We start from the raw sequence: 17,844 nt of genomic DNA on the forward strand, positions 1-17,844 counted from the left end.
ACGAATCGTCCCGGCGCGAGCCACGCGCCGCCGGCGTCCAAGGAGGCATCCGTGCCGCATGTCCTGGTCCTCAACGCGTCGTACGAGCCGCTAGGCGTCGTACCGCTCCGCCGCGCGCTCGTCCTCGTCCTCGAGAACAAGGCCGTCTGCCTCGAGGAGTCCGGCGCCTATCTGCACAGCGCGACCGTCACAGTCCCCGCACCCAGCGTGGTCCGGCTCAAGCGTTTCGTCCGGGTTCCCTATCGGGGGCCCGTTCCTCTGACCCGCCGGGCGCTGTTCGCCCGCGACGGGGGCCGGTGCATGTACTGCGGTGGCGTCGCAACCAGCGTCGACCACGTCATCCCGCGCAGCCGCGGGGGCAAGCATGTCTGGGACAACGTCGTCGCGTCCTGCCGTCGCTGCAACCACGTCAAGGCCGACCGCCATCTCGTCGAGATCGGCTGGCGGCTGCGCCACAAACCCGCCCCGCCGACCGGCCTGGCCTGGCGCATCATCGGGACCGGCCATCGGGACCCGCGCTGGCTGCCCTACTTGCAGCCGTTCGGCGCGGACGACGCCTTGGCCCGGATCGACGGCATTTCCGCCTGACGATGATCCGGGCCTTCGTGTGGGTGCCCGCGGCCGGCCGACCGGCCCGGTGAACCCCCGTTCCCCCGGGCCGGCCCGTCATGAGGAGCCCGCTTACGCGTACCGCAGCTCCCCGGGGCGCACCGATCGGCGCAGCAGGGGTAGCGCGGTGGCCGCGGCCAGCAGGCAGGCTGCGTAGACGGCGACGGGGACCAGGACGATCGCCCAGGGGACCGGGTGATCGTCGAGCAGGGCGTACCACATGCCGATGGCCGTCCCGCCCAGGCCCGCGAGCAGCACCGCGGGTGCCAGCGGCAGCGCGGTCTCCAGCAGCAGGGCCCGGCCGAGCACCGCGTGCGGCACCCCGGCGGCGGCCTGTGCGGCGAGGCCCCGGCGGCGGGTGGCCAGGGACTCGGCGGTGCCGACGGCGAGACCGGACAGGGTGATCGCGAAGGCGATGGCGATGGCGGCGCCGGTGAGGTCGAGGCCGGTGAGGTAGTAGGACGCGTTCCCCCTGTCGCGCACCGCGTCGCTCAGGACCTGCCGGATGCCCATGAAGCCGGTCCCGACGACCGTCACCAGCAGCACCGCCGCGTGGGAGCGGGCGGCCGCCCAGGGGTCGTCGCGCAGCCGTTCCGCCGCGATCAGCGTCGCCGCCGACCGGGCCCGGACCGCGAGGATCCGCCCGGTCGCCTTCGCGGTGGCCCCCGAGAGCCACACCGCGCCCGCGCCGACCGCGAGGATCACACCCGTCAGCGTCAGTGGCGGCCCGCCGGCCGGCCGGTTCGGAGCGGCCGACGTGGTGGCCACGGTCAGCAGCGCCAAGACCGCGACGAGGAGGAATCCGGCCAGGAACAGCAGCCCGGGCCCCCGGCCGTCGCGCGGGCCGACCCGGCGCACCCAGCCGAGCGGGGAGGCCACGACCCGGCGCAGCGCCAGTGCCCCCGCCATCGCGCCCAGCACCGGTACGGCAAGGGCGACCAGGGCCATACCGGCCCAGGCCAGGGCGGTCGGCCGGTCCCACAGGCGCAGCAGGAGAAGCATCGAGAAGACGGTGGTGACCGCCGAGCCCAGCAGACAGGCCGGCCCGGTCTCCAGCGCGGCGATCCGCCGCACCTGCCAGGGTGTCGCCCCGGCCAGCCGCAGCCCGGCCAGCCGTCGGTCGCGGTGCACCGCCCCGATTCGGGCGCACTGGCCGAGGAAACCGAGCACGGGCAGGAGCAGGAGCAGCAGCCCCATGACCACCCCGGACCGGGTGCCGGGCTCGTCCAGCAGGCCCGCGGCGAAGGGCACCCGATAGCTGCCGCGCATCGAGGCCAGGGTGACGGCCGCGAGTGCGAACCCCGTCGTCAGCGCGGCACCCACCGCCGTGAGCGACACCCGCCACCACTCCCCGCGGTCGGAACCGCGGGTGAGCTCCCGGGCCAGGCGCAGATCGGACCGCAGGGACCTCACGCGGTCACCCCCAGCTCCGCCACGGCGCCGTCCCGCAGCTGGATCTCGCGGTCCGCGTACGCCGCCACCTGGGCGTCGTGGGTGATCAGCAGGACCGTCGTGCCCGACTCGCGGGCCGTGTGGACCAGGGCCGTCATGACCTGTTCGCCGGCCAGGGAGTCCAGTGCCCCTGTCGGCTCGTCGGCGAAGACGATCCTCGGGCCGGTGACCAGGGCCCGGGCCAGGGCGGCCCGCTGGGCCTGACCGCCGCTCAGCTCGCCCGGCCGCAGGTCCTCCTGTCCGCGCACGCCGAAGCGCTCCAGCCACTCACCGGCCCGCGCCCGTGCGCGGGCCCGGTCGATGCCGGCCAGGAGCAGGGGCAGGGCGACGTTGTCCAGGACCGTCAGCTCCGGGATGAGCTGGCCGAACTGGAACACCACGCCGAACTCGGTGCGCCGCAGCTCGCTCAGCCGCTTCTCGGGGAGGTCCTCCAGCCGCCGGCCGTCGTACGTCACCGAGCCCGCGTCCGGCCGGACGATCCCGGCCAGGCAGTGCAGCAGTGTCGACTTGCCGCTGCCGCTCGCGCCGGTCACGGCGAGGATCTCCCCGGCGTGCAGCTCGACCGACGCGCCGCGCAGGGCGGGCGTCCTGCCGTGCGCCTTGGTGAGGCCGCCGGCCGTGAGAAGAGGCACGGGTTCGTTCATGCTGCGTCGACCTCCGCGGTCAGGGTGGTGAGCCGGGCCGCCGTGGTGTTCATCCAGCGGAGATCGGCGTCGAGATGGTTGAGGGCGTAGTCCGCCGAGAGCACGGTCGCGAGGTCGGCGCCCTTGGCGGCCTTGACCGCCGTGAGCTCCCGCATCCGCTCCATGTGGGCGGCGCGCTGGGCGCTCAGATATCCGGACGGGTCACCGCCCGAGAGGATCGCGACGACGACCTTGGCGAAGATCTCGTTCGCCACGAAGGGCGCGGGCGGGGCGATCTGACCGGCCCAGCGGGACAGTTCGCGCGTCCCCTCGTCTGTCGCGCGGTATCTCGTCCGTTCCGGGCCGCCGTCCGAGTCGGTGCCCTCGACCTCGGCGAGACCGTCCCGGACGAGGCGCTGCAGGGTCGTGTAGACCTGCCCGTAGGCCAGCGGGCGGGCTTGCGGGAAGCGTTCGTCGTGGCGTCGCTTCAGGTCGTAACCGTGGCTCGGACCCGTGGCGAGCAGGCCCAGCAGGATGTGGCGGGTGCTCATGGCGATCATTATGTACTGAGTACATGTACTGAGTGAATAGTGCGACCGGAAGAATCCGCCGCCGAACCTGCGAGGGGTTCACTCCGTGACGGCGTACGCCTCCACCGACCACAGCGAGTACCCGTACCGCGTGGCCCGCTTCTCGCCCTGCACACGTACGAAGCGCACGTCCCGCTCGTCCATGCGGACGCTCTCCCGGCCACCCCGGCCGTCCCGTACCGCCGCCGCCGTGCGCCAGCGGCGGCCGTCGGGCGAGACCTGGACGCGGTACGCCGACGGGTGGGCGTCCTGCCAGCGCAGCGCGACCTGCCCGAGCCGTACCGGGCGGGGCAGCTCGACCTGCCACCAGGCGCCGTCGTCCACCGGGGACGACCAGCGGGTGCCCGGGTCACCGTCGTTCGCCGCCGACGCGGGGAAGTCGGGCGTCTCGTCGCCGGAGGAACGGGCGGTGCCGGTGCGGGCCAGATCGGGCCCGCCGGTGGGTGCGACGGCGCGGACGGTGAGGGTGCGGGTCGCGCCCGCGAAGCGCAGCCGGACGTCGTACGACCGCATCGGCGTGCCGCGCTCCACGCTCACCTCGACCGGGACCTCCACGGTCGTGCCGCGCGGAACGCTCAGCGCGGCCTTCGGCACCCGGACCCGAACCCCCTCGGGCGCCTCGACGGTGAGCCGGCTGCGGGCGTCGGCGGGCCGCAGTGAGCCCAACCGGGCCGTCAGCCTCTCGGTACTGCCGGTCTCCACGTCCGCGCGGTCGCGGGTCAGGCCCAGGGAGGTGGCGGGGGAGTCCGTGAACCAGGGGACGAGATGGCGCACGCGGGACGGCGCGGCCCCGGTGACCCGAACGGCGTCGGCCCGCTGCCCGGCCGCCCCGTCGGCACCCGGCCGCTCCCGCCCCGGCACGCGCACCTCGGTCGCGCCCGACCCGTCCAGCCGGCCCAGCTCACGCCAGCCCTGCCCCGGCACGCGCACCTCGACGACGCCGTCGGTACCCGGCTCGGTCAGGACGGTCACGGCTGTCAGCGCACGGGACCGCGGAAAGCGCAGGGTCCGGCCGTCACCCGGGTTGCGGGGCGGCTCGTGGTCGATGCCCGACCAGGCCGCGTAGGACTTCTGCGCCCGCTGAAGGAAGGGGTCCAGCACGTCCGTGCCGACCTCGACCGGCGCCGACTCCAGCCGGGCCCGCAGGGCGCCGATCCTGCGGTAAGCCTTCCAGGCCGCCGCCGCGTCACCGGCGCGCTGCGCGTCCAGCATGTCCAGAGCGGCCGTGCCCGCCTCGCCGTAGCGGGAGAGCTGCCCGGACCAGGGAGCGACCTCCGTGGCGAGGCCGGTGCCCGACAGCCGGCGGGGCAGCTCGCGCAGCACGGTGAAGGCCTCGCGCAGCCGTCGGGCGGCGGTGTCGTCCGCCCCGGCGTCTCCCGCCGTGCGGGACGTCCAGTACGCCTCGGTCAGCGGGCGCAGATACGCCGACTCCTGGTCGCCGAGCACCGACGACGCGTCGTTCCCGGCGAGCGCGGCCAGGGCCTGCTCGCGCCGCCGGTTGCCGCCCGCGAGGTCGGCGATCGCGGCGCGCCAGGAGTCCCCGGCGCGGTAGGCGCGCGGGTTCCAGGCGTAGTCGGCGGCGGTGAACAGCGGGATGCGGGATGCCTCCGGCTGCTGCATCGCGTTGGCGAGCAGGGCGGCCGAGCCGGTCGCGACGGCCGGCTCGCGGCCCTGGTAGGGGCCGAGGAAGATGCGGCCGGGGTCGTAGTCGTTGACCGGGTAGTTGTCCATCGTGACCAGCGGATGCCCGAACGCCTCGCGTGCCTCGGCCAGTTCCCGGCCGGTGATGGTGCGGGGCACCACCCCGACACCCGTCCACGCCACCTCGGTCCCCTCGGCCAGCGCGTCCGCCAGGGCCCGCCGATAGTCGGTCGCGCCGTCCTCGTAGTACTCGGTCGGCATGAGGGAAGGACCGGCCGCGCCGGGGTGCCGTTCCGTGAGGTGCCGGGTCACCGCGTTCGCCACCCGCGCCTGGGCCCGCGCCGCCGCCCCGGGGCCGGAGCCGAACCGTTCGGCGTCCGCCTCGCAGTGCCACTCGCTGTAGCTGACGTCCTGGAACTGGAGCTGGAACGCCCGGAAACCCAGCGCCCACATCGCGTCGATCTTGCGGGTCAGCGCCCGCACGTCGGCGTCCGAGGAGAAGCACATCGCCTGGCCCGGGGCCACCGCCCAGCCGAGCGTGACGTGGTTGCGGCGCGCCCGCTCGGCCAGTTCGCGGAACTCCGCCCGCTGCTCCGCCGGGTACGGCTCACGCCAGCGGGCTTGCCGGTAGAGGTCGTCGCCGGGGGCGTACAGGTAGCGGTTCTGCTTGGTGCGCCCCATGAAGTCCAGCTGCGCCAGCCGTTGCCGGTGCGTCCACGCGGTGCCGTAGAAGCCCTCGGTGATTCCGCGTACGGCGGTGCCGGGCCAGTCGCGTACGACGGCCGCCGCGATCCTGCCTCCCCCAGGTTCTCGGCTGCGCCCGGACAGGGGGGACCCCCCGGGCCGCAGCAGTTGCCGCAGCGTCTGGACGGCGTGGAACAGGCCGTCCTCGCCGGTGCCGGTGAGGGAGATGCCGCCCTGGCCCACGGACAGTTCGTATCCCCCGGAGGGGAGGGCGTGCCGGTCGCCCGGGCGCACGGGCTCGGTTTGTGCGCGCACGACCAGGGCGCCCGGCCCGGCGACGTCCGTGATCCGCCGCGCCCCGGCCTGCCGCAGCAGCTCGCGCAGGGCCTCGACGGCAGAGGGATCGGCCTGCGCGTCGGTGATCAGGGCGACCTCGTCCGGCACGGCGACGGGGGCACCGTTCCCGCGCGCATACTGCGGGCGCGGCCAGACGGAGAGGCCCGCGTCGGCGATGCCGGGGGCCGGTGTCGCGGCCGTGCCGGGCGTCGGCGGGGCAGCCACCGCGGCGGGCGGGAGGCCGAGGCTTCCGGTGACGACGGCGACCGCCAGGGCCGCCGCCCGCTTCCCACGCCGCAGTCCCACAGGCCCCCTCCAGGTGTTCGACCGGCAGAACGAGCCCACCACCCGGCAGGTGAACGTGTCAACGAGAGTGGCCGTAGTGCACCGATTTGCCGGAACATGGACGAAGTGGAGGGGAGTGGAATGTGAGCAGAAGCACGATGTCCGGCCCGGGGCGTCTGCCTTCGCGTCGACTGGGTAGGGCTGCGATGACCCGTCGAATCCCGTACTCGACAAGGAGGCCACCCGTGGCTGCGATGACGTTCCTCCCGCTCCCGGCCCCGTCCAAACCCGTGGCGGACCCGTCCGCCGACCTCGACGACCCCTCCTGCGACGACCCTCAGTACTGCGTCTTCAGCTCCGAGAGCACCCGCACCGAGCCCCCGCTGACCAGCGAGCCCCCGCTGCCCGACGCCGAGCCCCTCACCAGTGAGCCGCCGCTCGCCGAAGCCGCCCCCCTGACCAGCGAGCCCCCGGCCTTCGTCCCGGACTGTTCGAGGCCGTAGATGACCGCACCCCGGCCGGCCGGCCCGCCCTCCGAGGACCTGTCCCGCCTCGCCGCCCTGCACGGCGTCGCCACCTCTTACAGCCCGTCCCCGGACCGCACGGTGGCGGCCTCGGCCACCGCGGTCACCCTCGTCCTGACCGCTCTCGGTGTGGACGCGAGCACACCCGGCGCCGTCCGCGCCGCGCTCGCCGCCCGGGAGCGGGAACAGGCCGAACGGCTGCTGCCGCCGACCGTGGTCGGCTGGAGCGGCAGCTCCCCAGCCGCGCTGGCCGCGCTCCCCGAGGGGACCCGGCTGCGCATCGACACCGAGCAGGGCGAGGTGCGCGCCTCGGCCGACGAGCTCCCGCCCGGCGTCCACCGGCTCACCGCCACCACCCCCGACGGCCGCACGGCCGGCGCCCACTTGATCGTCGCCCCGCCTCGCCTGCCCACCACCACCGGCCGCTCGTACGGGCTCCTCGTCCAGCTGTACTCCCTGCTGTCCCGCCGCTCCTGGGGCATGGGCGACCTCGGCGACCTCGCCGAGCTGGCCGGCTGGGCCGGGCGGTCGCTCGGCGCCGGGTTCGTCCAGGTCAATCCGCTGCACGCGGCCGTGCCCGGCGCCCCCACCGACCCCTCCCCGTACCGCCCCTCCTCGCGCCGCTTCCCCGACCCGGTGCACCTGCGGATCGAGGACATCCCCGAGACCGCCTACGTCGAGGACCGCGAGCGCCTGCGCACGCTGCTGGAGAGGTCCGGCCGGCTGCGCGCGGCGGTGCTGGAGAAGGGCGCGCTGATCGACCGGGACGCCGTGTGGGAGCTGAAGCGGGAGGCACTGGAACTGCTCGGCGAGGTCCCCCTCGGCCCCGGCAGGCGTGCCGCCTACTGCGACTTCCTCGCCGGGCAGGGCCAGGCCCTGGAGGACCACGCCACCTGGTGCGCGCTCGCCGAGGTGCACGGCTCCGACTGGCACCGCTGGCCGACCGGCCTGCGCGACCCGCGCTCGGCCGCGACCGTCCGGGCCCGCAACGGACTGCTGGACCGGGTGGACTTCTGGTCCCGGCTCGCCTGGCTCACCGACAGCCAGCTGACCGCCGCGCAGCGCGCCGGGCGCGAGGCCGGGATGCCGGTCGGGATCGTGCACGACCTCGCGGTCGGCGTCCACCCCGGCGGCGCCGACGCCTGGGCCCAGCAGGAGTACTTCGCCGCCGGCATGTCGGTCGGCGCCCCACCGGACGCCTTCAACGCCCGCGGCCAGGACTGGGGCCTGCCCCCGTGGCGCCCCGACCGCCTGGCCGAGTCGGGCTACGCCCCGTTCCGCGAGTTGCTGCGGGCCCTGTTCCGCTACGCCGGAGCCCTCCGCATCGACCACGTCATGGGCCTGTTCCGCCTGTGGTGGGTGCCGCTGGGTCACCCGCCCACCGAGGGCACCTACGTCCGCTACGACGCCGAGGCCATGCTCGCGGTCCTCGTCCTGGAGGCCTCCCGGGCAGGGGCGCTGGTGATCGGCGAGGACCTCGGCACCGTCGAACCCGGTGTCCGTGAGGCGCTGCGCGAGCGCGGGGTGCTCGGCACGTCCGTGCTGTGGTTCGAACGCGACTGGGAGGGCGACGGCCGCCCGCTGCCCCCCGACCGCTGGCGCGCCGACTGCCTGGCCACCGCCACCACCCACGACCTGCCCTCCACGGCCGCCCGCCTCACCGGCGAGCACGTCGAACTCCGCGACAGCCTGGGCCTGCTGACCCGCCCGCTTCAGCAGGAGCGTGCCGAGGCCGCCGCCGACACCGCCGAGTGGCTGACCCTGCTCACCGAGCTCGGCCTGCTGCACGGCACCGGCGGCACCGACACCTCCTCGGAGGAGGCCGAGATCCAGGCCGTCCACCGCTTCCTGCTGCGCACCCCGGCCCGCATGGTGGGCGTCTGGCTCCCCGACGGGGTGGGCGACCGGCGCCCGCAGAACCTCCCGGGGACGTGGGACCAGTACCCGAACTGGCGGCTGCCGATCGCGGACGCGGAAGGGCGTCCGGTGACGCTGGAGGAACTGGCGGCCTCGCCGCGGCTGCACGCCCTGATGGAGGTGCTGCGAGACAGCGGCACATGACACCAGGGCCTCTTACGACACCCCGGACGCGCGTCCCCACTCGGCGTTGGATACTTTGACACCGTGGACAAGAAGAACGCCCTGCGCGCCGGCGCCCTGGCAGCCGGTACGACGCTGATGATGCTGCTCATGTCGTCGCCCGCCTCCGCGCTCACGCGCGACGACGGTGACGACCCCGGTCCGGGCCTGAGCGTCATCGAGACGCTGGGCCTCTTCGTCGTGGCCCCGATCCTGCTGTACCTGGTCATCCACGCTCTGGTGATGATCGGCGACAAGTCGCACAAGAAGAAGGACCCGACCAGCTCCAACATCAGGACCAAGGCCGACGCGAAGGCCGACGCCAAGGCCTGACCAGGGCTCGCTTCGAGTCCGTCACGCACCTTTTTTCCGAGGGCGCCGCCCCCCGCCGTACGTACGCGCATGCCGTCGTATGGCGACCGGGGCGGCGCCCTCGGCTTTCCCGGTGGCCGGGAGTCAGCCGGAAGTCGGCGGGGAATCGGCCGGAGTCAGGGATTCGGTGCCGTCAGGTAGCGCTGCACCGTCGGCGCCAGCCACGCCACGATCTCCTGGCGGCTGAGCGCCACGGCCGGCGGGAGGCGCAGGACGTACCGGGTGAGCGCCATCCCGAGCAGCTGCGTGGCGGTGAGCGCCGCCCGCACCGGGACCTGCTCGGGGTCGGGGCACACCTGGCGGGCGACCGGAAGCAGCTGCTCCTGGAAGATGCCCTGCATCCGCTCCGCCCCGGCCTGGTTGGTGGCGCCGACCCGGAGCAGGGCCGTGAGCACCTCGTTCTCCTCCCACATGGCGAGGAAGTGGGTCACAAGGGCGGACCCGACCTCCTCCCGGGGCAGCGGGCCCAGGTCGGGCAGCTTCAGGTCGACGGCGACGGCGGCCGCGAACAGGCCCTCCTTACTGCCGTAGTACCGCATCACCATGGACGGGTCGATGCCCGCGTCCCGCGCGATACCGCGGATGGTGGCGCGCTCGTAGCCGTCTGCGGCGAACCGCTCGCGGGCGGCGTCGAGGATGGCGGCGCGGGTGGCGTCGGAGCGCCTGGAGGGGGCGGTGGGCTTGTTGTCGTGCATGCCAACGAGCGTAGGCCAACAAGTGTTGACGGCGTAGGGGTGGGGCTCTACCTTGGTCAACGATCGTTGGTCAACGGCCGTTGGCAAACGGGCGTTGACCAACGGTCGTCGACCAACACGCGTTGGCCTACAGGGAGGCTCTGATGAGCGACACCGCCCGCACCGTGATCATCGTCGGCTCCGGCCCCACCGGACTTCTCCTGGCCGGTGATCTGGCCACCGCCGGCGTCCCCGTCACCGTCGTCGAGAAGCGCCCGCGCGGGATCAGCAACCTCTCCCGCGCGTTCGTCCTGCACGCCCGCACGCTGGAGCAGTTCGACGCCCGAGCGTTGGCCGGCGAACTGGACGCCGTGGGCCGGCGGCTCGGCCGGTTCCGCCTCTACGGCCGCCTCAGCCTCGACCTCTCCACGCTTCCGTCCCGCTTCAACCACCTCCTCGTCCTTCCGCAGTACGAGGTGGAGAAGGTCCTGCAGCGGCGGGCGCTGGAGGCCGGCGCGGAGTTCCGGCACGAGACCGAGGTGACCGGGCTGACGCAGGACGCACAGGGCGTGACGGTCGAGGTCCGCGGACCCGGCGGCGGCACGGAGGCGCTGCGCGCGGCGTACGTCGTCGGCGCCGACGGGATGCGCAGCACGGTGCGGAACGCCATCGGGCTGCCGTTCCCCGGCCGTTCGGTGATCCGCTCCGTCATGCTCGCGGACGTACGGGTGACCGAGGAACCCGGAGAGCTGCTCACCTTCGACGCCGTCGGCGACGCCTTCGCCTTCCTCGTCCCCTTCGGCGACGGCTATCACCGCGTCGTCTGCTGGGACCGCGGCCGCGAGCTCCCCGGCGACGCGCCGGTCGGACTCGACGAGATCAGGGAGACCACCCGGCGCGCCCTCGGCCGTGACTTCGGCATGCACGACCCCCGCTGGATGTCCCGCTTCCACAGCGACGAGCGGCAGGCGCCCGCCTACCGGGTCGGCCGCGTCTTCCTCGCCGGGGACGCCGCGCACGTCCACACCCCGGCCGGCGCCCAGGGCATGAACACCGGTCTCCAGGACGCGGCCAACCTGAGCTGGAAGCTGGCCGCCGTCCTCAAGGGGCACGCGGCCGACCCGCTCCTCGACACCTACGAGGCCGAACGCCACCCCATCGGCAGGACGGTGCTGCGCAGCAGCGGCGGCATCGTGCGTGCCGCCATGGCCCGGCGGCCCTGGACGATCGCCCTGCGCACCGCCTTCGCGGCCTTCCTCGGCACCGCCGGCCCGGCCCGCCGCAAGGCGCTCGGCCAGGTCACCGGCATCGGCTATCGCTACCCCGCCCCCCGCGGCTCCCACCGCTTCACCGGCCTCCGCGTCCCGGACGTCGCCCTGGCCGGGGGCGGTCGCCTCCACGAGGCGATGCGGGGTGGCCGGTTCGTGCTGATCACCCCGGAGCCGTACAGGGCCGGGGCCGAGCGTGAGGACCGGCTGGCCGTGGAGCGCTGGGCGAGCGAGCGCCGTACGACCGTGCTGGTGCGGCCCGACGGGTACGCGGCGTGGGCGGCCGACGCGGCGGACGCCCGGACGATCGAGGCGGCCGTCGCCGCCCACGTGGGGTAGCACCTGGCGGGCCCGCCCGATGCCGGCACCGGCCCTCATCCTGCGCCCGGGTGCCGGCGCCGGCCCTCAGTCCTGCGGCCTCTCCGTCGTCCGGAGCAACTCCCTGAGCAGCTCCGCCAGTTGTCCGGCCTGCTCGGCGCCGAGGCCGGACAGCGCCTCCGTCTGGACGGCGAGTCCGGCGCCGACCGCCTCGTCGATCAGCTCCAGGCCCTTGTCGGTGAGTGTGACCTTCAGGCCCCGGCGGTCGTGCGGGTCGGGGGAGCGGCGCAGCAGACCGGCGCGCTCCAGCTTGTCGAGACGGCCCGTCATGCCGCCTGTCGTGAGCATCAGCGTGGCGGAGAGCTGCCGGGGCGAGAGCGTGTAGGGCTCGCCGGCGCGGCGCAGGGTCGCCAGGACGTCGAACTCCCCTCGGCCGATCCCGAACCGCGCGTACGCCTTCTCCGTCCGCTCGCCCATCGCGCGGGAGAGCCGGTAGATGCGGCCGAAGACCTCCATGGCGGCGGTGTCGAGGTCGGGCCGCACCGTCGCCCACTGGTCGATGATCGCGTCGACGGGGTCCTTGCGCTGTTCGGGGCGTTCGCTCATGGCACGAGTATCCGACGGCTGTGAGTCGTCGGCAAGAAAGTAGCTTGACCGAAAGTTGCTTACAGCTAAGCTACTTTCCATCGACCTACTTCGAAGGGCGCCTCCGATGGCCACCTCCCGTCCGGCTCTCACCACTCTCACCGCCCTCGCACCCGTCTCCTGGGGCACGACCTACGCCGTCACCACCGAGTTCCTCCCGGCCGACCGCCCCTTGTTCACCGGCCTCATGCGTGCCCTGCCGGCCGGTCTGCTGCTGCTCGCCCTCGCCCGGGTGCTGCCGCGCGGTGCCTGGTGGTGGAAGGCGGCGGTGCTCGGCGCGCTGAACATCGGCGCCTTCTTCCCGCTGCTGTTCCTCTCCGCGTACCGGCTGCCCGGCGGCATGGCGGCGGTCGTCGGCTCGGTCGGCCCGCTGTTCGTGGTCGGCCTGTCGGTCCTGCTGCTGGGGCAGCGGCCGTCGCCGCGCACGCTGTTCACCGGGGTCGCGGCCGTGTTCGGCGTCAGCCTGGTCGTGCTCCAGGCGGCCGGGGCGCTGGACGCGCTGGGCGTGCTGGCGGCCCTCGCCTCCACCGCGTCCATGTCCACCGGCACGGTGCTCACCAAGCGGTGGGGGCGCCCCGAGGGCGTCGGCCCGCTGGCCCTCACCGGCTGGCAGCTGACCGCGGGCGGCCTGCTCATGGCGCCCCTCGCCGTCCTCGTCGAGGGCGCGCCGCCGGCGCTGGACGGCCGGGCGCTCGGCGGTTACCTCTACCTCGCCGTCGCGAACACGGCGATCGCGTACTCGCTGTGGTTCCGCGGCATCGGCCGCCTCACCGCCACCCAGGTCACCTTCCTCGGCCCGCTTTCCCCGCTGACCGCGGCCGTCGTCGGCTGGGCGGCGCTCGGCCAGGCGCTGACGCCGGTGCAGCTGGCGGGCATGGCGCTGGCGTTCGGGGCGACGGTGGCGGGTCAGATCGGGCCGGGGCGGAAGCCGTCGGGCTCGGAAGCGGTCCGGGGGGCCTCTGGCGGGCGAGTCCTCGGTTTTCCTGAAAGGAAGGCTTCGAGGGATTCGATGGACGTGACACCGCGACGGTAGGTCCCGCTCCTTCTTCGACGTCGCCGAACGCACCGCCTTCCCCAACGGGGTCACCCTCACCCGCCTCACCCGCCGCTGGACCTGACTGAGGAACCCCCGGCACGGACGAGGGGCGCCCGGCACTGTGCCGGGCGCCCCTCATCGCCGTACGGTCGGCTACTGCGCCGCCGCGTCCGCCGCCTGCGCCCTCAGCGCGCGCTCCACGCCCGCGCGGGACTCCGACACCAGTCGCCGCAGGGCCGCGTTCGGCTCGGCCGAGGCCAGCCAGGCGTCCGTCTTGTCGAGAGTCTCCTGGGAGACCTGGACCGTCGGGTAGAGGCCGACGGCGATCTGCTGGGCCATCTCGTGGGAGCGGGACTCCCAGATGTCCTTGACCACCTCGAAGTAGCGGTCCGCGTACGGGGCGAGCACATCGCGCTGGTCGGTCTGGACGAAGCCGGCGATGACCGCCTCCTGCACGGCGTTCGGCAGCTTGTCGGAGTCGACGACCGACGCCCACGCCTCCGCCTTGGCCTCCGGGGTCGGGCGGGCCGCGCGGGCCGTGGCCGCGTGGCGCTCACCGGCGGCCGTGCGGTCCCGGTCGAACTCGCCCGCGATCTCCGCCTCGTCGAACCGGCCCACCGCCGCGAGCCGCTGCACGAACGCCCAGCGCAGCTCCGTGTCGACGACCAGGCCCTCGATGGTCTTCGAGCCGTCCAGCAGGGCGTCCAGCAGGTCCAGCTGCTCCGGCGTGCGGGCCGTCGCGGCGAACGCGCGCGCCCACGCCAGCTGGTGGTCGCTGCCCGGCGCAGCCGCCCGCAGGTGCGCGAGCGTCGCGTCGGTCCAGCGGGCCAGCAGGGCTTCGCGGGCGGCCGGGTCGGCGTACAGGTCGATCGCCAGCTTCACCTGGCGCTGGAGCGACTGCACCACCCCGATGTCCGACTCCTTGCCGATGCCGGACAGCACCAGGGACAGGTAGTCGCGGGCCGCCAGCTGGGCGTCGCGGGTCATGTCCCAGGCCGACGCCCAGCACAGGGCGCGCGGCAGGGAGGACTCGAAGTCGCCCAGGTGTTCCGTGACCGTGGCCAGGGACTGCTCGTCCAGGCGGACCTTGGCGTACGACAGGTCGTCGTCGTTGAGCAGGATGACGGCCGGGCGGCGCCTGCCGACCAGCTGCGGCACGGTCGTCAGTTCGCCGTCCACGTCCAGCTCGATCCGCTCGTCGCGGACCAGCTTGCCGGCGGCGTCGTCGAGTTCGTACAGGCCGACGGCGATCCGGTGCGGGCGCAGCGTCGGCTCGCCCTTGGCGCCGGCGGGCAGGGCCGGGGCCTCCTGGCGGATCGCGAAGGACGTGACGACGCCGTCCGCGTCCGTCTCGATCTCCGGCCGCAGGATGTTGATGCCGGCCGTCTGCAGCCACTTCTCCGACCAGGTCGTCAGGTCACGGCCGGAGGTCTCCTCCAGTGCGCCCAGCAGGTCCGACAGGCGCGTGTTGCCGTAGGCGTGGCGCTTGAAGTACGCCTGCACGCCCCGGAAGAACTCGTCCATGCCGACGTAGGCGACGAGCTGCTTCAGGACGCTGGCGCCCTTGGCGTAGGTGATGCCGTCGAAGTTGACCAGGACGTCGTCCAGGTCCCGGATCTCGGCCATGATCGGGTGGGTGGACGGCAGCTGGTCCTGCCGGTAGGCCCACGTCTTCATGGAGTTGGCGAAGGTGGTCCACGCGTGCGGCCAGCGCGACCCGGGCGCGTGCGCCTGGCAGGCGATGGAGGTGTACGTGGCGAACGACTCGTTCAGCCACAGGTCGTTCCACCACTCCATGGTCACGAGGTCGCCGAACCACATGTGGGCCAGCTCGTGCAGGATGGTCTCCGCGCGCATCTCGTACGCCGCGTCCGTCACCTTCGACCGGAACACGTACTGGTCGCGGAGGGTCACCGCGCCCGCGTTCTCCATCGCGCCCGCGTTGAACTCCGGCACGAACAGCTGGTCGTACTTGGTGAACGGGTACGCGTAGTCGAACTTCTCCTGGAACCACTCGAAGCCCTGCCGGGTCACCTCGAAGATCGCGTCCGAGTCCAGGTACTCGGCGAGGGACGGGCGGCAGTAGATGCCCAGCGGTACGCTCTGGCCGTCCTTCTCGTACACGCTGTGCACCGAGTGGTACGGGCCGACGATCAGCGCCGTGATGTACGTCGAGATGCGCGGGGTCGGCTCGAACACCCAGACGTTGTCCCGCGGTTCGGGCGTGGCCGAGTTGGAGATGACGGTCCAGCCCTCGGGGGCCCTCACGGTGAACTGGAAGGTCGCCTTCAGGTCCGGCTGCTCGAAGCTCGCGAAGACCCGGCGGGCGTCCGGGACCTCGAACTGGGTGTAGAGGTAGGCCTGTTCGTCGACCGGGTCGACGAACCGGTGCAGGCCCTCACCGGTGTTGGTGTACGCGCAGTCGGCGACGACCCGCAGGATGTTGCGGCCGTGGAGGAGGCCGGGCAGGGCGATCCGGGAGTCCGCGAAGACCTCGGCCGGGTCGAGGGAGTCCCCGTTGAGGGTCACTTCGTGCACGGCCGGCGCCACCAGGTCGATGAACGACTCGGCCCCGTTCTCGGCGGTCACATCGAAGCGCACCGTGGTCACGGACCGGTAGGTGCCGCCCTCCTGCGCACCGGAGAGGTCGAGTTCGATCTCGTACGAGTCAACGGCGAGCAGCTGCGCCCGCTGCTGCGCCTCTTCGCGGGTCAGGTTTGTGCCAGGCACGCGGTCATCTCCTCGTTATGGGTGGGTTGCGCCATCTTTCCACGGAGGCTCGGCGTCAGGCGACGACCGGGGCGTCTTCGAGGGATACCCCTCGGGGGGTGGCGAGGGTCCGGGCGAACGCGCGCACCGCCGCCGTCTCCCCGCCCCGGTGGCGCACCAGCCCGAGCGCCGACCCGGGAACGCCCTCCACCGGCACGAACGCCACGTCCGGATTCCGCCGGTGACGCGGTCGCGCGCGAGCGAGCCTGGCGAACATGACGACGACGTACACCATCTGTTCCATCGCCCCGCTCGCCCTGAAGGACCTGCGCACGACGGACGACGCGGGTCGCGCCATGGTCCCCTTCACCGACATCGAGGGCGGCGCGCCGCTCCGCTGCTGCCTGCGCCGCGGCGAGCCGGGCGAACGCCTCGCGCTGGTCTCCTACGCCCCTCTCCGCCGCTGGGCCTCGGAAACGGGCGCCACGCCCGGTGCCTACGACGAACAGGGCCCGGTCTTCATCCACGCGGAGGAGTGCGAGGGCCCGGCCGGAGACGCCCTCCCCTTCACCGACGCCCACCGCACGGTCCGCCGCTACTCCGCCGAGGGCCGCATCCTGGGCGGGCGGCTGGTCGAGAAGCCGGATGCCTTCGCGCAGGCCTTCAGGGAAGCGTTCGCCGACCCGAGGGTGGCGCTCGTCCACGTCAGGGCTGTCGAGTACGGGTGCTTCCTCTATGAGGTGCGCAGGGGGGCCGTCGAGTCCACCGACCGACCCTGACCTCCGCGAAGGGTCCGGCCCCTGCTCCCCAGGTGTCGGGAGCAGGGGCCGGGCCCGGTGTCGTACGGCTGCCGTGTCAGCCCTTCAGCTCCTCCGCCACCAGTTCCGCGATCTGGACCGCGTTCAGGGCCGCGCCCTTGCGGAGGTTGTCGTTGGAGACGAACAGGGCCAGGCCGTTGTCCACCGTCTCGTCGCGGCGGATGCGGCCGACGTAGGACGGGTCCTTGCCGGCGGCCTGGAGGGGGGTGGGGATGTCGGAGAGCTCTACGCCCGGGGCGTCCTTCAGCAGCTCCGTCGCGCGCTCCGGGGAGATCGGGCGGGCGAAGCGGGCGTTGACCTGGAGGGAGTGGCCGGAGAAGACCGGGACGCGTACGCAGGTGCCGGAGACCTTCAGCTCGGGGATCTCCAGGATCTTGCGGGACTCGTTGCGGAGCTTCTGCTCCTCGTCGGTCTCGTTCAGGCCGTCGTCGACGATCGAACCCGCCAGCGGCAGCACGTTGAAGGCGATGGGGCGCTTGTAGACGCCCGGCTCGGGGAAGTCGACCGCCTCACCGTCGTGCGTGAGCTTGTCCGCGTCGGCGACGACCTTCTGCGTCTGGCCGTGCAGCTCGGCCACGCCCGCGAGGCCGGAGCCGGACACCGCCTGATACGTGGCGACGACCAGGGCCTCCAGGCCCGCCTCCTCGTGCAGCGGACGCAGCACCGGCATCGCTGCCATGGTCGTGCAGTTCGGGTTGGCGATGATGCCCTTGGGGCGGTTCTTGATCGCGTGCGGGTTCACCTCGGAGACGACCAGGGGCACCTCCGGGTGCTTGCGCCACGCGGAGGAGTTGTCGATCACCACGGCGCCCTGGGAGGCGACCTTCTCGGCCAGCGCCTTGGAGGTCGCGCCGCCCGCGGAGAACAGCACGATGTCCAGGCCGGTGTAGTCGGCGGTCGCCGCGTCCTCCACCGTCACGCCGTCCAGCTCCGAACCCGCCGAACGGGCCGAGGCGAACAGGCGCAGCTCCGTGACCGGGAAGTTCCGCTCCTTGAGGATCCTGCGCATGACCGTGCCCACCTGTCCGGTGGCTCCGACGATTCCGACCCTCACGGTGACTCCCTCTCCTGCGTCTCTTCACATGCTCGTTGCTTGGCCGAGGCTTTTCCATCATGCGGCCGACCACGGCCCGCCTGTCCACTTCTTTCCCCGCCACTGCCCGGAGAGTGGGACGACGTGT

At 73.4% G+C, this 17,844-nt stretch carries 16 protein-coding genes; 7 read left to right on the plus strand and 9 right to left on the minus strand.

What is annotated here, in order from left to right; translation table 11 throughout:
* Positions 1-51: 51 nt before the first annotated feature.
* A complete protein-coding gene (locus ACWD1U_RS04335) occupies positions 52-588 on the plus strand; it encodes an HNH endonuclease (protein WP_403452625.1) in 537 nt (178 codons plus the stop codon).
* A 93-nt stretch (positions 589-681) separates the two neighbouring features.
* Here ACWD1U_RS04335 and ACWD1U_RS04340 read toward each other — a convergent pair whose 3' ends face one another.
* The 4 genes from ACWD1U_RS04340 to ACWD1U_RS04355 form a co-directional block, all read right to left on the minus strand.
* Complete coding sequence (locus ACWD1U_RS04340; RefSeq protein WP_451104284.1) at positions 682-2,022, minus strand: FtsX-like permease family protein; 1,341 nt, start codon at positions 2,020-2,022, stop codon at positions 682-684.
* Positions 2,019-2,705 carry an ABC transporter ATP-binding protein gene (locus ACWD1U_RS04345; RefSeq protein ID WP_451104286.1) on the minus strand — a complete coding sequence of 229 codons (687 nt, stop codon included), beginning with the start codon at positions 2,703-2,705 and terminating at the stop codon, positions 2,019-2,021. Before ACWD1U_RS04345 ends, ACWD1U_RS04340 begins: the two co-directional genes overlap by 4 nt.
* On the minus strand, positions 2,702-3,235 hold the full coding sequence (locus ACWD1U_RS04350; protein WP_451104288.1) for a PadR family transcriptional regulator: 534 nt from the start codon (positions 3,233-3,235) through the stop codon (positions 2,702-2,704). Before ACWD1U_RS04350 ends, ACWD1U_RS04345 begins: the two co-directional genes overlap by 4 nt.
* A gap of 78 nt (positions 3,236-3,313) precedes the next feature.
* Positions 3,314-6,241 carry a beta-N-acetylglucosaminidase domain-containing protein gene (locus tag ACWD1U_RS04355; protein ID WP_451104290.1) on the minus strand — a complete coding sequence of 976 codons (2,928 nt, stop codon included), beginning with the start codon at positions 6,239-6,241 and terminating at the stop codon, positions 3,314-3,316.
* A 224-nt stretch (positions 6,242-6,465) separates the two neighbouring features.
* Between ACWD1U_RS04355 and ACWD1U_RS04360 the strand changes: the two genes are divergently transcribed.
* From ACWD1U_RS04360 to ACWD1U_RS04370, 3 genes are all read left to right on the plus strand, one after another.
* Complete coding sequence (locus tag ACWD1U_RS04360) at positions 6,466-6,723, plus strand: hypothetical protein (protein WP_451104292.1); 258 nt, start codon at positions 6,466-6,468, stop codon at positions 6,721-6,723.
* Positions 6,724-8,805 (plus strand): 4-alpha-glucanotransferase, encoded by a 2,082-nt coding sequence (gene malQ, locus ACWD1U_RS04365; RefSeq protein WP_451104294.1) that lies wholly within the window; start codon positions 6,724-6,726, stop codon positions 8,803-8,805.
* A gap of 63 nt (positions 8,806-8,868) precedes the next feature.
* Positions 8,869-9,156: a hypothetical protein gene (locus ACWD1U_RS04370; RefSeq protein WP_451104296.1), complete on the plus strand. Its 288-nt coding sequence runs from the start codon at positions 8,869-8,871 to the stop codon at positions 9,154-9,156.
* Positions 9,157-9,311: 155 nt separating this feature from the next.
* Here ACWD1U_RS04370 and ACWD1U_RS04375 read toward each other — a convergent pair whose 3' ends face one another.
* Positions 9,312-9,890: a TetR/AcrR family transcriptional regulator gene (locus tag ACWD1U_RS04375; protein WP_451104298.1), complete on the minus strand. Its 579-nt coding sequence runs from the start codon at positions 9,888-9,890 to the stop codon at positions 9,312-9,314.
* 143 nt (positions 9,891-10,033) lie between these two features.
* Between ACWD1U_RS04375 and ACWD1U_RS04380 the strand changes: the two genes are divergently transcribed.
* A complete protein-coding gene (locus tag ACWD1U_RS04380) occupies positions 10,034-11,476 on the plus strand; it encodes an FAD-dependent monooxygenase (protein WP_451104299.1) in 1,443 nt (480 codons plus the stop codon).
* Between the two features lie 66 nt (positions 11,477-11,542).
* Here the strand turns inward: ACWD1U_RS04380 and ACWD1U_RS04385 are convergent, their stop codons facing one another.
* A complete protein-coding gene (locus tag ACWD1U_RS04385; RefSeq protein WP_451104301.1) occupies positions 11,543-12,061 on the minus strand; it encodes a MarR family winged helix-turn-helix transcriptional regulator in 519 nt (172 codons plus the stop codon).
* 106 nt (positions 12,062-12,167) lie between these two features.
* Here ACWD1U_RS04385 and ACWD1U_RS04390 point away from each other — a divergent pair, with 106 nt between their 5' ends.
* Positions 12,168-13,133, plus strand: a complete 966-nt coding sequence (locus tag ACWD1U_RS04390; protein ID WP_451104303.1) for an EamA family transporter — start codon at positions 12,168-12,170, stop codon at positions 13,131-13,133.
* Positions 13,134-13,289: 156 nt separating this feature from the next.
* Here the strand turns inward: ACWD1U_RS04390 and pepN are convergent, their stop codons facing one another.
* Both pepN and ACWD1U_RS04400 read right to left on the minus strand, forming a co-directional pair.
* Positions 13,290-15,866 (minus strand): aminopeptidase N, encoded by a 2,577-nt coding sequence (pepN, locus tag ACWD1U_RS04395; protein ID WP_451104305.1) that lies wholly within the window; start codon positions 15,864-15,866, stop codon positions 13,290-13,292.
* Between the two features lie 55 nt (positions 15,867-15,921).
* Positions 15,922-16,071 carry a hypothetical protein gene (locus ACWD1U_RS04400; RefSeq protein ID WP_451104307.1) on the minus strand — a complete coding sequence of 50 codons (150 nt, stop codon included), beginning with the start codon at positions 16,069-16,071 and terminating at the stop codon, positions 15,922-15,924.
* A 49-nt stretch (positions 16,072-16,120) separates the two neighbouring features.
* Here ACWD1U_RS04400 and ACWD1U_RS04405 point away from each other — a divergent pair, with 49 nt between their 5' ends.
* Complete coding sequence (locus ACWD1U_RS04405) at positions 16,121-16,624, plus strand: DUF1203 domain-containing protein (RefSeq protein WP_451104308.1); 504 nt, start codon at positions 16,121-16,123, stop codon at positions 16,622-16,624.
* A 76-nt stretch (positions 16,625-16,700) separates the two neighbouring features.
* Here ACWD1U_RS04405 and ACWD1U_RS04410 read toward each other — a convergent pair whose 3' ends face one another.
* A complete protein-coding gene (locus tag ACWD1U_RS04410) occupies positions 16,701-17,717 on the minus strand; it encodes an aspartate-semialdehyde dehydrogenase (RefSeq protein ID WP_451104310.1) in 1,017 nt (338 codons plus the stop codon).
* Positions 17,718-17,844: the final 127 nt, after the last annotated feature.

The sequence above is a fragment of the Streptomyces sp. NPDC002788 genome, assembly GCF_053592115.1.

Bases quoted from the DNA above. Each gene is read 5' to 3' on its own strand.
- ACWD1U_RS04375 (WP_451104298.1), bottom strand. From the start codon at position 9,890: ATGCACGACAACAAGCCCACCGCCCCCTCCAGGCGCTCCGACGCCACC.
- ACWD1U_RS04350 (WP_451104288.1), bottom strand. From the start codon at position 3,235: ATGAGCACCCGCCACATCCTGCTGGGCCTGCTCGCCACGGGTCCGAGC.
- ACWD1U_RS04380 (WP_451104299.1), top strand. From the start codon at position 10,034: ATGAGCGACACCGCCCGCACCGTGATCATCGTCGGCTCCGGCCCCACC.
- malQ (WP_451104294.1), top strand. From the start codon at position 6,724: ATGACCGCACCCCGGCCGGCCGGCCCGCCCTCCGAGGACCTGTCCCGC.
- ACWD1U_RS04345 (WP_451104286.1), bottom strand. From the start codon at position 2,705: ATGAACGAACCCGTGCCTCTTCTCACGGCCGGCGGCCTCACCAAGGCG.
- ACWD1U_RS04405 (WP_451104308.1), top strand. From the start codon at position 16,121: ATGACGACGACGTACACCATCTGTTCCATCGCCCCGCTCGCCCTGAAG.
- ACWD1U_RS04385 (WP_451104301.1), bottom strand. From the start codon at position 12,061: ATGAGCGAACGCCCCGAACAGCGCAAGGACCCCGTCGACGCGATCATC.
- ACWD1U_RS04390 (WP_451104303.1), top strand. From the start codon at position 12,168: ATGGCCACCTCCCGTCCGGCTCTCACCACTCTCACCGCCCTCGCACCC.